This window comes from Streptomyces sp. SID1328 (genome assembly GCF_009865595.1).
GTDB lineage: Bacteria > Actinomycetota > Actinomycetes > Streptomycetales > Streptomycetaceae > Streptomyces > Streptomyces griseoluteus.
Map to the genome: position 1 here is coordinate 1 of NZ_WWKH01000384.1, position 12,090 is coordinate 12,090.

15 protein-coding genes are annotated in these 12,090 nt (G+C 70.3%); 11 read left to right on the forward strand and 4 right to left on the reverse strand.

The features are described from left to right. On the forward strand, positions 1-278 hold a 278-nt coding region (locus GT030_RS11290; RefSeq protein WP_161200979.1), incomplete at its 5' end, for a substrate-binding domain-containing protein. Positions 279-301: 23 nt separating this feature from the next. Here the strand turns inward: GT030_RS11290 and GT030_RS11295 are convergent. Further along, on the reverse strand, positions 302-1,594 hold the full coding sequence (locus GT030_RS11295; RefSeq protein ID WP_161200980.1) for a methyltransferase domain-containing protein: 1,293 nt from the start codon (positions 1,592-1,594) through the stop codon (positions 302-304). On the opposite strand from GT030_RS11295, the gene GT030_RS11300 reads away from it, so the two are divergent. The 7 genes from GT030_RS11300 to GT030_RS11330 all read left to right on the forward strand — a co-directional run bounded on the left by GT030_RS11300 (position 1,577) and on the right by GT030_RS11330 (position 7,881). Beyond that, on the forward strand, positions 1,577-2,491 hold the full coding sequence (locus tag GT030_RS11300) for a polysaccharide deacetylase family protein (RefSeq protein WP_161200981.1): 915 nt from the start codon (positions 1,577-1,579) through the stop codon (positions 2,489-2,491). The genes GT030_RS11295 and GT030_RS11300 overlap by 18 nt on opposite strands. 38 nt (positions 2,492-2,529) lie before the next feature. Beyond that, positions 2,530-3,105, forward strand: a complete 576-nt coding sequence (locus tag GT030_RS11305) for a hypothetical protein (protein WP_161200982.1) — start codon at positions 2,530-2,532, stop codon at positions 3,103-3,105. A gap of 211 nt (positions 3,106-3,316) precedes the next feature. Continuing rightward, entirely contained in the window at positions 3,317-3,625 is a 309-nt protein-coding gene (groES, locus tag GT030_RS11310) for a co-chaperone GroES (RefSeq protein ID WP_018543953.1), read from the forward strand. Between the two features lie 117 nt (positions 3,626-3,742). After that, positions 3,743-5,371, forward strand: a complete 1,629-nt coding sequence (gene groL / locus GT030_RS11315; protein WP_161200983.1) for a chaperonin GroEL — start codon at positions 3,743-3,745, stop codon at positions 5,369-5,371. A gap of 195 nt (positions 5,372-5,566) precedes the next feature. Continuing rightward, complete coding sequence (locus tag GT030_RS11320; protein ID WP_161200984.1) at positions 5,567-5,920, forward strand: hypothetical protein; 354 nt, start codon at positions 5,567-5,569, stop codon at positions 5,918-5,920. Then, the gene (locus GT030_RS11325; RefSeq protein WP_161200985.1) at positions 5,917-7,191 is read left to right on the forward strand and encodes an RNase A-like domain-containing protein; all 1,275 of its coding nucleotides are present in this window, start codon (positions 5,917-5,919) and stop codon (positions 7,189-7,191) included. Before GT030_RS11320 ends, GT030_RS11325 begins: the two co-directional genes overlap by 4 nt. Positions 7,192-7,212: 21 nt before the next feature. After that, a complete protein-coding gene (locus tag GT030_RS11330) occupies positions 7,213-7,881 on the forward strand; it encodes a contact-dependent growth inhibition system immunity protein (RefSeq protein WP_161200986.1) in 669 nt (222 codons plus the stop codon). A 120-nt stretch (positions 7,882-8,001) separates the two neighbouring features. Here GT030_RS11330 and GT030_RS11335 read toward each other — a convergent pair whose 3' ends face one another. Together GT030_RS11335 and GT030_RS11340 are read right to left on the reverse strand one after the other, a co-directional pair. After that, positions 8,002-8,775, reverse strand: a complete 774-nt coding sequence (locus GT030_RS11335) for an SDR family oxidoreductase (RefSeq protein ID WP_161200987.1) — start codon at positions 8,773-8,775, stop codon at positions 8,002-8,004. A 53-nt stretch (positions 8,776-8,828) separates the two neighbouring features. After that, positions 8,829-9,497 (reverse strand): MOSC domain-containing protein, encoded by a 669-nt coding sequence (locus GT030_RS11340; RefSeq protein WP_161200988.1) that lies wholly within the window; start codon positions 9,495-9,497, stop codon positions 8,829-8,831. A gap of 80 nt (positions 9,498-9,577) precedes the next feature. Between GT030_RS11340 and GT030_RS11345 the strand changes: the two genes are divergently transcribed. Together GT030_RS11345 and GT030_RS11350 are read left to right on the forward strand one after the other, a co-directional pair. Continuing rightward, positions 9,578-10,477, forward strand: a complete 900-nt coding sequence (locus GT030_RS11345; protein ID WP_161200989.1) for a LysR family transcriptional regulator — start codon at positions 9,578-9,580, stop codon at positions 10,475-10,477. A 152-nt stretch (positions 10,478-10,629) separates the two neighbouring features. Continuing rightward, complete coding sequence (locus GT030_RS11350) at positions 10,630-10,836, forward strand: hypothetical protein (RefSeq protein ID WP_161200990.1); 207 nt, start codon at positions 10,630-10,632, stop codon at positions 10,834-10,836. Between the two features lie 275 nt (positions 10,837-11,111). Here GT030_RS11350 and GT030_RS11355 read toward each other — a convergent pair whose 3' ends face one another. Beyond that, positions 11,112-11,435 (reverse strand): WhiB family transcriptional regulator, encoded by a 324-nt coding sequence (locus GT030_RS11355; RefSeq protein ID WP_161200991.1) that lies wholly within the window; start codon positions 11,433-11,435, stop codon positions 11,112-11,114. Between the two features lie 381 nt (positions 11,436-11,816). Between GT030_RS11355 and GT030_RS11360 the strand changes: the two genes are divergently transcribed. Continuing rightward, positions 11,817-12,090: response regulator transcription factor (locus tag GT030_RS11360; RefSeq protein WP_161200992.1), on the forward strand; the 274-nt coding region annotated here is incomplete at its 3' end.

Here is a 12,090-nt window from a genome sequence, read left to right on the forward strand (position 1 = left end):
GCAACGACCTCCAGGCACTCGGCCTGTACGAGGCCGCCCGCGAACTGGGGCTGCGCGTACCGGAGGACGTGAGCGTCGTCGGCTTCGACGACCTGCCCGTCGCCCGCTGGGTGGGCCCGCCGCTGACCACCGTGCGCCAGCCGCTGACCGAGATGGCCGAGGCGGCGGCGCGGCTGGTGCTGGAGCTGGGGCGCGGGGAGCGGGAGCGGACGGCCACCCGGCTGGAGCTGGCGACCAGCCTGGTGGTGCGGTCGAGCACGGCGGCACCGGCTGCGTAAGGGCTCCGAAACTTTCGAAGGGGCTAGGCCGGGTGTCCGATCAGCATGGTCGGGGCGCCCGCCACGCGGGTCATGAACACGGTCGCGGCGTGGGGACCCTGCGGCTTGACCTTCCGGCGCAGCTCCTCCGGCTCGACCGCCGAGCCGCGCTTCTTCACGGTCAGGTTGCCGACCCCGCGCTCCCGCAGCAGCGTCTTCAGCTTCTTGACGTTGAACGGCATCCGGTCGGTGATCTCGTAGGCGGTGGCGTACGGGGTCGGGCGGAGTTCGTCGGCGGTGATGTAGGCGATCGTCTCGTCCAGCAGGCCGCCGTCCAGCTCCTCGGCGGCCTCCGCGACCAGATGGGCCCGGATCACCGCGCCGTCCGGCTCGTACAGGTACCGGCCGGGCGTGCGCACCGCCGGGTCGGGCAGGCCCCGGCCCTCAAGGGTGCGCGGGCCGGGGAGGAGGGTGGCGCGGACACCGCCCGGCGCTCCGGTGCCGAACCAGAGCACGGCCTCCTTCACGTCACCGCCGTCCGAGATCCACTCCGCCTCGGCCTCGGCGGGCACCGCCTCGTGCGGGATGCCGGGCGCGATCTTCAGGGCGGCGCGGGGTGCGGCGAGCGCGGTGGCCACGGCCCAGGACAGGGGCGGCGAGTAAGCCTCCGGGTCGAAGATCCGGCCGCGTCCGCCGCGCCGGGCGGGGTCCACGAACACCGCGTCGTATCCGGCGGTGTCCACCTCGGTGACGTCGGCCTCGCGCACCTCGACCAGGTCGGCAAGTCCCAGCACCTCGGCGTTGGCCCGCGCGACGGCCGCGGTCAGCGGGTCCCGGTCCACCGCGAGCACCCGGATGCCCGCGCGGGCCAGGGCGAGCGCGTCGCCGCCGATCCCGCAGCACAGGTCGGCCACCGAGGTGACCTCGAGCGCCCGCATCCGTTCCGCGCGGTACGCGGCCACGCTCGCCCGCGTGGACTGCTCGACCCCGTTGGGCGTGAAGAACATCCGCCGCGCGTCCTCCGCGCCGAACTTGGCCTCCGCCCGCTGGCGCAGCCTGGCCTGGCCGAGGGCGGCGGACACCAGCCCGGCCGGGTGGGTGCGGCGCAGCCGGGTGGCCACGGCGAGTTCGTCGGCCGGCGCGGTGCCGTGCACCTCGTCGAGGAGGGCCCGGCCCTCGTCGGTGCGCAGCGCGTGGAATCCCTGGAGGGCGGAGAGCTGGTCGTTCACCGGCTCATTGTGGGCCAGTCGGTGGACCGTACGCCTCCGGCGGCGGTGTCGGGCCGGGATCGGGGCGTGGTCCTGCCAAGATCCGGCACCATGCGACATGTAGGACAAAATGACAAATTTCGGTCCAGTCCCCGCTCCCTGACCGTGCGTTGCTCCGTCGCCGTGCTGGCCGCGGCCGCCGTGCTCACCGGATGCTCGGAGCCCGGCTCCTCCGGCACCGCGCCGGCCGGGCAGGGTGGGCCCGCCAAGGCCCCCGACGCCGCCTCAGCCCGCCTCGCGGAGCAGCGGCGCATGGTGGCCGCGGCCCGCAAGTGGCGGCTCGACCAGGTGCCGCTCACGGCCCCGGCCCCGCCGAAGATCAAGCCGAGGATCACCGCGCGCGCGGGCTTCGAGGTGGACCACCAGGAGGACGAGAACCTCCCCCCGGTCTTCACCACCGTCCCCACCGACAAGAAGATCGTCTTCCTCACCATCGACGACGGCGCCGAGAAGGACCCCCGGTTCCTCTCGATGATGCGTGAGCTGAAGGTCCCGTACACCGCCTTCCTCAGCGACTACCTGGTGAAGGACGACTACGGCTACTTCCGCAAGAGCCAGGCGTACGGCAACACGCTCGACAACCACACCCTGACGCACCCGTATCTGCCCGGTCTCTCCTACGAGCAGCAGCGGCAGGAGATCTGCGGCATGCAGGACGTCATGGAGAAGCAGTACGGCAGGCGCCCCGAGGTGCTGCGCCCGCCCTACGGCGACTACAACCAGGACACCCTGCGTGCGGCCAAGTCCTGCGGCATCAAGTACGCGCCGATCTGGAACGAGGAGGTCTTCGTCGACCACTGGGAGTACCGCGAGGACGACAGGCGACTGCGCAAGGGTGACATCGTCCTCACCCACTTCCGGGGCCCCGACGAGTGGAACGGCACGATGGTCGACGACATGCGCCGCTTCCTCAACAAGGTCACCCGCGAGGGATACGCCGTGGCACGCCTGGAGGACTACCTGTGAGGCGCCGGGCGCGGCCGGCCCGCCGTGCGGCACGGGCCGTGGCGCTCGCCTCGGCGGCACTGCTGCTCACCGGGTGCGCCCAGTCGGTCGACCCCATCGAACGCCTCGGCAAGAAGGCCGCGCAGGGCGTTCGCCGCTCGGCCCCGGCGTCCGAACTCGTCTACCGCCACTGGGGCCTCACCGCGCCCCTGGCCGCCCCGCCCCGCCATGTGACCCGCCCCCTCACCATGCGCGCGGGGACCCGTGCGGTGGACCACGTGGCCACGGCCGACCGGGTCGTCTTCCTGACCTACGACCGGGGGGCCGTACGGGACCGGAGGCTGGCCGCCCTGGTCGGCGAACTCCGGCTGCCGGTCACGGTCTTCACCCGCGCCGGCGCCGTCGTCCGCTGGCGCGTCCGGACCACTCGGCACGGCCTCGTCTACACGCGCACCCCCGGACACCTGACCGCCGGCGACATCATCCGTCTGACCCCGGACCGCAGGGGCACCCTGGCCGAGCGCACGGTGCGAGTGCTGAAGGAGGCGCAGAGCAGGGGCCTGACGCCGGGAAAGCTGGAGGACTACCTCCAGGGCATCGTGGGGGCGCGCGTCCCGACAGCACGGTGGAGGTGACTCCAAGAGCCGACGTGCGCCGACGCGCCGCACGGCAATTGGCACTCCGCTTGACCGAGTGCTAACCGCGGTCATAGTCTCGGCACTGGCACTCGGCACACGAGAGTGCCAACAAAGCGACGGGCAGGTCCGGCACCCGCGACGACGGATCGACCTGGTCGCCACCTCAGACAGTCAACCCCGTGAATTCTCAGAAGGGGGAGGTCGGATCGTGACGACCGCCAGCTCCAAGGTTGCCATCAAGCCGCTCGAGGACCGCATCGTGGTCCAGCCGCTGGACGCCGAGCAGACCACGGCCTCTGGCCTGGTCATCCCGGACACCGCGAAGGAGAAGCCCCAGGAGGGCGCCGTCCTCGCCGTCGGTCCGGGCCGCTTCGAGAACGGCGAGCGCCTGCCGCTCGACGTCAAGGTCGGCGACATCGTGCTGTACAGCAAGTACGGCGGCACCGAGGTGAAGTACAACGGCGACGAGTACCTCGTCCTCTCGGCCCGCGACGTTCTCGCGATCATCGAGAAGTAGTTCACCCCGAAGCATCGGCTTCACCACTGCGCCCCTGGTTCCCGCGACCGTTAAGAAGCCGGGCGGCCGGGGGCGCAGGCACATCCACCCAGATTTTCCGAGAGGGCTCCCGCTGTCATGGCGAAGACACTGAAGTTCGACGAGGACGCCCGTCGCGCCCTTGAGCGCGGCGTCAACAAGCTGGCCGACACGGTGAAGGTGACGATCGGCCCCCGCGGCCGCAACGTCGTCATCGACAAGAAGTTCGGCGCGCCGACCATCACCAACGACGGTGTCACCATCGCCCGTGAGGTCGAGATCGAGGACCCGTTCGAGAACCTCGGCGCCCAGCTCGTGAAGGAGGTGGCGACCAAGACCAACGACATCGCGGGTGACGGCACCACCACCGCCACCGTGCTCGCCCAGGCCCTGGTCCGCGAGGGCCTGAAGAACGTCGCCGCCGGCGCGTCCCCCGCCGCCCTGAAGAAGGGCATCGACGCCGCCGTCAAGGCCATCTCCGAGGACCTGCTCGCCTCCGCGCGCCCGATCGACGAGAAGTCCGACATCGCCGCCGTCGCCGCGCTGTCCGCCCAGGACCAGCAGGTCGGCGAGCTGATCGCCGAGGCCATGGACAAGGTCGGCAAGGACGGTGTCATCACCGTCGAGGAGTCCAACACCTTCGGTCTGGAGCTGGACTTCACCGAGGGCATGGCCTTCGACAAGGGCTACCTGTCCCCGTACTTCGTCACCGACCAGGAGCGTATGGAGGCCGTCCTCGACGACCCGTACATCCTGATCAACCAGGGCAAGATCTCCTCGATCACCGAGCTGCTCCCGCTGCTCGAGAAGATCATCCAGACCAACGCCTCGAAGCCGCTGCTGATCATCGCCGAGGACGTCGAGGGCGAGGCCCTGTCGACCCTGGTGGTCAACAAGATCCGCGGCACCTTCAACGCCGTCGCGGTGAAGGCCCCCGGCTTCGGCGACCGCCGCAAGGCGATGCTGCAGGACATGGCCGTCCTCACCGGCGCCACCGTCATCTCCGAGGAGGTCGGCCTCAAGCTCGACCAGGCCGACCTGGACGTGCTCGGTACCGCCCGCCGCGTGACCGTCACCAAGGACGACACCACGATCGTCGACGGCGGCGGCAACTCCGCCGACGTGCAGGGCCGCATCGCGCAGATCAAGGCCGAGATCGAGAACACCGACTCCGACTGGGACCGCGAGAAGCTCCAGGAGCGTCTCGCCAAGCTGGCCGGCGGCGTGTGCGTGATCAAGGTCGGCGCCGCCACCGAGGTGGAGCTGAAGGAGAAGAAGCACCGTCTGGAGGACGCCATCTCCGCGACCCGTGCCGCGGTCGAGGAGGGCATCGTCTCCGGTGGTGGCTCCGCGCTGGTCCACTCCGCGAAGGTCCTCCAGGACGGTCTCGGCAAGACCGGCGACGAGGCCACCGGCGTGAGCGTCGTCCGCAACGCGGTCGTCGAGCCGCTGCGCTGGATCGGCGAGAACGCCGGCCAGGAGGGCTACGTCATCGTCTCCAAGGTCAAGGACATGGAGAAGGGCCAGGGCTACAACGCGGCCACCGGCGAGTACGGCGACCTGGTCAAGGCCGGCGTCATCGACCCGGTCAAGGTCACCCGCTCCGCCCTGGAGAACGCCGCCTCCATCGCCTCCCTCCTCCTCACGACCGAGACCCTGGTCGTCGAGAAGAAGGAAGAGGAAGAGGCCGGCGCGGGCCACGGCCACGGCCACGGCCACTCGCACTAAGGCAACAGCCCGTCAGGGCAGCCGACTTCGCCCCGCCAGGTCCTCCTGGCGGGGCGAAGTGCTGTCTGCGGCTCCGCCCGTTGGGTCCGCACTGCTGGACCTTTGCTGCAGCTTTGCCTCGCTCACATCCGCGAAGGAATGGCGGTGATTAGGGTCGAACCTCCGTGCAGTCGGTGGAGGGGAAGCGCGCAAGTCATGGGCGAGAGCGACGAGATACTCGACATAAAGATCGCTGACATCAAGGCGACAGCACCTCGCTTTCACCACGAGAGCATTGCTCTCGCACACGCTCTGGCCAAGCTGAAGCACGGGCTGGGCGCGGCCGGGAAGCCCTGGGGCGATGACGAGCAGGGCGAGAAGTTCCACAAGGCGTACGGGCCGCATGTCAAGCAGATCGAGCACGCCACCAGGATCCTCGTCGAGGGACTGGCCAGCATCCACGAGGCCATGGCGGACATGGCCGATGGCCACATCGACAACGAAGAGCTGATCCGGAGCATGTTCAGCCGCATCCGGACCGGACACGACGCCCGGGGCGGCCACCGTTGAGCCTCGCGGACAAGGCCCGCGAGGTCGTCCAGGACATGACCGGCATGTGGTGGCCGGACGCCGATGAGGACGGGTTGCGGGATGCCGCGAAGGCGTGGCGGTCCTTCGCCGACGATGTCGACGACGTCACCTCGGCCCTCAACAAGGCCGCCGGCTCCCTGATCGAGAACAACAAGGGCGAGGCCATCTCCGCCGTCGCCGACCCGTTCTGGCGCCGCTACTACCACGACGGCCACGGCTGGCTGAAGGATCTAGCGGATGCCGCCCGCGCCATGGCCAAGGCGTTGGACGCGTACGCGGGCGTGGTGCACGGGGCTGAGAAGAAGCTCGAACACGAACTGGAAATCGTCGGCGCGACCCTCGTTGCCGGTACCGCTCTGGCCGTGTTCACCGCCGGTATGTCGGAGGCCGCGGCGGTGGCAGCGGCGGCAACGGTCGCCGAAGTGGCCGCCGGACTGGGCGTCGTGGTGACGGAGGAGATCGCCGCCATCGCGGGTACCACCCTTGCCACCGCGGCTTTCGGCGGCGTCGAGTCCGTCACCGTCGATCTGGCCGTCACGCAGCCTGCCTCCATAGCCCTCGGTGAGCAGAAGGACGGGTTCGACCTCGACGAGGTCCGTCAGTCCGCCGCGTATGGCGCGCTTTTGGGCGGTGGACTCGGCGGCGCCGGAGCAACGGCGCGTGCCGCCCGCGACGCGGGTGGCTTCACCGAGCTCCTCGGTGGCGTACGGATACCCTCTCCAGGCCCCGAGCCCGCCCTGGCCGGCGGCGCGAGCCCAACCCTCGACGAGCTCGGCCTGCTCATCAAGGGAGACGGAGATCCCAACGCCTGGCCCCGCAGCAAACGCAGAGGCCGGATCAACCCTCGGTACCGGGCAGACGTTGCGGGTGACGAGGGGAAGAACGGATCCCACACCCTGGGCAAGCACGTGAACGTGACCACCCAGGATCTACGCGCGCGACTCCGGGCGGATCCGGGAAGAAACGTCGTCTCACGGTATGTCGACGAAGCGTCGGCCCAGAAGTTCACCGATGCCGTGCTCCAGAAGCACCAGAAGGAAATCGAAGCCTGGTTGTCATCTCCCAGGCGAAGCCCCAAGAAGGACTTCGGCCTCGACCTCGGCGAGCCCACTGGTCTCAGCCTGACGCGGGGCAACTTCCGGAACGGGTTGCCGCCAGAATGGGTGACTGGCGCCACGGTGGTCCTGAAACGTGACCCGACGGCCGACACGGGCTACCGAGTTCTCACGTCCTATCCCGCAGCCTTCTAGAGCCAGACAGGTCCGACAACCATGACACCCGTGGGTGACCGCTTTTACGAACTACGTCAGCTTCTGCGCGCTTACGAGGCGACGGGCCACGCTTTCGACGACACGCTGGAGGTGCCGGGTGGCGCCCTGAGCGCCTATCTACGCATCGCGGCCCACCTTCCCGAGCGTGCGGCCGAAGCGGTGAGGGAGATCGATGACCTGCTTGCGGTCGGCCTCTTCAGCGACGAGATCGCGGAAGACGTGGACCTGCTCCCGCACATCGATCCGCCCCGAGGCGTCGGAGTCGAGGACTGCCTGCGTGTCGTACGACAACACCTGGAACTTTTCCTCGCCGCCCCACCGGCTCCGCGGCCCACGATCCGGCCGAAGACCTCGTGGGAGTGGCGTGCGCGATTCCCGGCGGTTGCCCACCTTCTCGGAGCGTACTTCTACCAGGGCAGCTTGGAGGTCGAGTACCAGTCACACGCGGAGGCCATGGACGACTTCCTCTCGGCCGAACTACGCGAGGACCTGGAGAAGACCGCATCGGAGATCGGGGAATTGCTGTCCCTGAACGCGGGAGAGGAGGATCTCAGCGATGCGACCTCAGCACTCGGTCTCCGGGAGCCCCCTCCGGACGCCGTAGCCCTGCGTCAGTGGCTCACCGACATACAGGGCCTCATCCTGTACCGCTTGCGCACGCAACCCTGACCGGAGTGCAAGGGCCGGGCGGAGTCCGGCTGCGCGAAGGCCATGCCCGCAGCCGAACACCACTCCCCACTCGCCACTGGCGGAAACCGACATGGACGTGGACCCCCTCAAGCCGCCCCCTCAGCGGGGACCGTACTTGCGTCCCGTGCGCGCGCTGATTCCGCCCAGGAGGCCGCGGGGGGCCACCTTCGCCAGGCCCATGAGGGCCTTGTAGCGGGGGTCGGGGATGGAGACGGTCTTGCTGCGGGCGAGGTCGGCCAGAGCGGCCGCGACCAGCTTGTCGGCGTCCAGCCACATCCAGCCGGGGATGTTGTCCGTGCCCATGCCGGCCCGCTCGTGGAACTCGGTGCGGACGAAGCCGGGGCAGAGGGCCATCAGCCGGACCCCGCTGCCCGCGAGGTCCTTCGCCGCGCCCTGGGTGAACTGCACGACCCACGCCTTCGAGGCGCCGTACGTACCGCGCGGGATGAAGGCCGCCACCGAGGCGACGTTCACCACCCCGCCGCGCCCGCGCTCCCGCATCGCCTCCGCGGCCGCCGAGGTCAGCCGGAGCACCGCCTCGCAGTGGACCTTGAGCATGCGCAGCTCGTCGGCCATGGAGACGTCGAGATAGCGGCCCTTGTTGCCGAACCCGGCGTTGTTGACCAGCAGGTCGATCGGGTGCCGCCGGTCACCGAGCCGCTCGGCCACCGTCTCGATGCCCTTGTCCTCGGCGAGGTCGGCGGTCAGCACCTCCGCCTCGATGCCGTGCCGGTCGTGCAACTCGGTCGCCTGCTCGCGCAGCCGCGCCGTGTCGCGCGCCACCAGCACCAGGTCGTGCCCGTCCGCCGCCAGCCGCCGTGCGAACGCGGCGCCGATGCCCGCGGTCGATCCCGTAATCAGAGCCGTTGTCATGGCCCAAGACTAGTGACCCGCGCCGACGGCTCCCGGCCTGTGGTGACGGCCGCTCAGCGTGCCTGGTCGGCCAGGTACTTGTGGACCTGGGCGAGGGCCTCGCCGTGCAGCGCGTCGCCCGCCGCGAGCAGCGAGGGCAGCAGCTCCCGCTCGGTGGTCACCGCGCGGAACTGCGTCGCCGCCGTCACCCCGTGGTCCGGCCGGTGCACGATCTCCACCGCGTCCCCCGCCCGTATCTCACCCGGCTCGATCACCCGCAGATAAGCCCCCGTGACGGCCTTCCGGGTGAACCTCTTCACCCAGCCCGGCTCGGCCATGTGGCCCTGGAACGTACGGCACGGAATCCGCCCCGACGTCACCTCCAGCACCACCCCGGACCCGATCCGCCAGCGCTCCCCGATCAGCGCCCCGGAGACGTCCAGCCCCTCGGTGGTCAGGTTCTCCCCGAAGAATCCGTTGGACAGGGACCGGCCCAGCTCGCGCTCCCAGTCGTCCAGGTCCTCGCGCGCGAAGGCGTACACGGCCTGGTCGTTCCCGCCGTGATGGCGCAGCTCGCACACCGCGTCCCCGGCCAGCCCGCTGCCGCCGACCCCCTTCGGCCCCGGCGCCGCCACCCGCACCGGACCCTCGACGGGCCGCTTGTCGATGCCCGTCACCCCCTCGGCCTGATCGGTGTACGGCACGGCGCGGGGTCGCCCCAGGTTGACGGAGAGAAGCTTCATGCGCGCACGGTACGTGACCACCGCCCAAAGCGTCGACGCGATATCAGGAGCCGATCCCAAGCACCGCTTATGCTCGAAGGGTGATCGAGGCCCGCCATCTCCGCGTCCTGCGTGCCGTCGCCGCCAGTGGTTCCTTCTCGGCGGCGGGGCGCGAACTGGGCTGCACCCAGCCCGCCGTCAGCCAGCAGATGAAGGCGCTGGAAGCCTCCGTCGGCACCCCGCTGCTGGTCCGGGGCGGCCGGGAGATGCGGCTGACCCAGGCCGGAGAAGCCCTGGTCAGGCACGCCTCCGGCATCCTCGCCGGGCTCACCGCCGCCGAGGAGGAGGTCGCCGCCATCGCCGGCCTGCGCGCGGGCCGGGTCCGGCTGGTCTCCTTCCCCAGCGGCACCTCCACCCTGGTACCCACCGCCCTCGCCGCCCTGCGCGCCGCCCACCCCGGCACCCGCGTCTCCCTGGAGGAGGCCGAGCCGCCGAGGTCGGTCGAGCTGCTGCGCGAGGGCGACTGCGACGTGGCCCTCGCCTTCCGCTACCAGGGCGCTCCCGCCACCGAGGAGTGGGACGACCTGGTGGTACGACGGCTGCTGACGGACCGTCTGGTCGCCCTGGTCCCGGAGCGGCACCGGCTGGCGGGCGCGGAGGCCGTCGCCATCGGAGAGCTGGCCGAGGAGCCCTGGATCGCGGGCTGCCCGCGCTGCCGGGGTCAGCTGGTGCAGGTCTGCGAGGGCGCCGGGTTCACCCCGCGCATCGACTTCGCCACCGACGACTACCCGGCCGTGGTCGGCCTGGTCGGCGCCGGCCTGGGCGTGGCCGTACTGCCCCAGCTCGCGGTGGAGTCGGTACGGCCCAGGGGGGTGCGCGTGGTCCGGCTGGAGCCCGCCGTACGACGGGAGATCGTCGCCCTCACCCTGCCCGACCTGGCCCAGGTCCCGGCCGTGGCCGCGACACTGGAACAACTGGGCAGGGCGGCTTCGCGGCCGTAGGACCTGTCTCGTCGACCAGGCCGCGTTCGCGTTGCCCGGCCTCGCCTCGCGGGCCTCATACGGAGCGCCCATGCTGAACAAGAGGGCGCCGTCGTTTCGAGATTCGTCCTTCCCGAAGGCCGAGCGAGGGCGCCTGAGAGGAGGAGGAAGTCATGCGTGTGCGAAGAATCCTGGCCCTCGTCCTGGCCACGGCGACCCTTGCCGGCGTGAGCGCCGTCGGCGCCGTCAGCGCCGGAGCCGCCTCGTCTCCGAACATCTCCAGAGACGACTGTGTGGCCGCCGGCGGACAGATCGTTTCCCGCCCCTACGCCGGAGACGCCTGCGCGCTGCCCGGCGGGATCACACCGGCGATCACCTGACCGCGCGGACCCCGGACACCTCGCCGAGCTCGCGCGCGACGGCGTACGGAAGCTCCCGTCCACCGTGGGCCTTCCGGGCCGACTCGGACGGAGCGGGCCCGAAGAGCCGGCCCAGCTGCCGAGCCTCTCCAGACTGCGCGCGGCAGCGCCCCGCGGGCGTGGCTGCGGGGTGCGAACGGCGGCGGTGGCGGTCACGGCGCCGGTGAGGCCGAGTCCGGCCGGGCACGGCTCAGGGGCACGCGCGTGCGTGCCCTGATGGATGCAGAAACGTTCCTTCAGGAGTGGGAGCCGGGGCTCCCGCTGGTGGTGGACACCAGGCGGTTGCGCGCCCGGCCCATCAGCTCTTCGCGCTCGTCCTCGGTCAGCCCGCCCCACACGCCGTACGGCTCACGCACCGCCAGCGCGTGGGCCGCGCACTGCGCTCGGACCGGGCACCGCATGCAGACCTCCTTGGCCGAGTTCTCACGTGCACTCCGCGCCGCACCGCGCTCGCCCTCCGGGTGGAAGAAGAGCGAGCTGTCCACCCCTCGGCAGGCCGCCAGCAACTGCCAGTCCCACAGGTCCGCATTCGGTCCGGGAAGGCGGGAGAAATCTGCCATTACGTGACCCCTTGTAGCCGTTCTGAGCGGATACCGTGCCTTCGACCGTACATCTCCGGTCTAAGGAGATGAAAATATGACTCATTGCGAATCTAGCCTCAGACACTGAGAAACGGGAGCAAAAGCGACTAAATGGGGCACAAGTTGTGCGGAAACCCTGTGGGTCCGCCGCGCATGACGGGACCGTGTCGGACCCCTCACGTAGAGTGCCGAAGTCAGTACGCCGACCCGTAACTCTTTCGGGTGACCGTCGTTGAGAGTGCGGAGGCGGTTGAAAACACAAGTGCTCGGGCAGGCGTCCGAGACGGTCGACCGCACAGGTGACGATTCCGTACCAGCCTGGAGGCTCAAGGTGACGCGCATCAGCTCCGGAGGGCGGTCATGACTTCCGTCCTCGTCTGCGACGACTCCCCGCTTGCCCGAGAGGCGCTTCGCCGCGCGGTTGCGACCGTGCCCGGCGTCGAGCGCGTGACGACGGCTGCCAACGGCGAGGAAGTCCTCCGCCGCTGGGGCGCCGACCGCTCCGACCTCATTCTCATGGACGTACGCATGCCCGGACTGGGCGGCGTCGAGACCGTGCGCCGTCTGCTGTCCGCCGATCCGGGCGCGCGCATCATCATGCTGACCGTCGCCGAGGACCTCGACGGCGTCGCCC

Excerpts from the sequence above, each read along its gene's own strand:
- GT030_RS11300 (WP_161200981.1), top strand. The coding sequence starts at position 1,577 with ATGCGACATGTAGGACAAAATGACAAATTTCGGTCCAGTCCCCGCTCC.
- GT030_RS11335 (WP_161200987.1), bottom strand. The coding sequence starts at position 8,775 with ATGACAACGGCTCTGATTACGGGATCGACCGCGGGCATCGGCGCCGCG.
- GT030_RS11350 (WP_161200990.1), top strand. The coding sequence starts at position 10,630 with ATGCGTGTGCGAAGAATCCTGGCCCTCGTCCTGGCCACGGCGACCCTT.
- GT030_RS11340 (WP_161200988.1), bottom strand. The coding sequence starts at position 9,497 with ATGAAGCTTCTCTCCGTCAACCTGGGGCGACCCCGCGCCGTGCCGTAC.
- GT030_RS11330 (WP_161200986.1), top strand. The coding sequence starts at position 7,213 with ATGACACCCGTGGGTGACCGCTTTTACGAACTACGTCAGCTTCTGCGC.
- groL (WP_161200983.1), top strand. The coding sequence starts at position 3,743 with ATGGCGAAGACACTGAAGTTCGACGAGGACGCCCGTCGCGCCCTTGAG.
- GT030_RS11320 (WP_161200984.1), top strand. The coding sequence starts at position 5,567 with ATGGGCGAGAGCGACGAGATACTCGACATAAAGATCGCTGACATCAAG.
- GT030_RS11355 (WP_161200991.1), bottom strand. The coding sequence starts at position 11,435 with ATGGCAGATTTCTCCCGCCTTCCCGGACCGAATGCGGACCTGTGGGAC.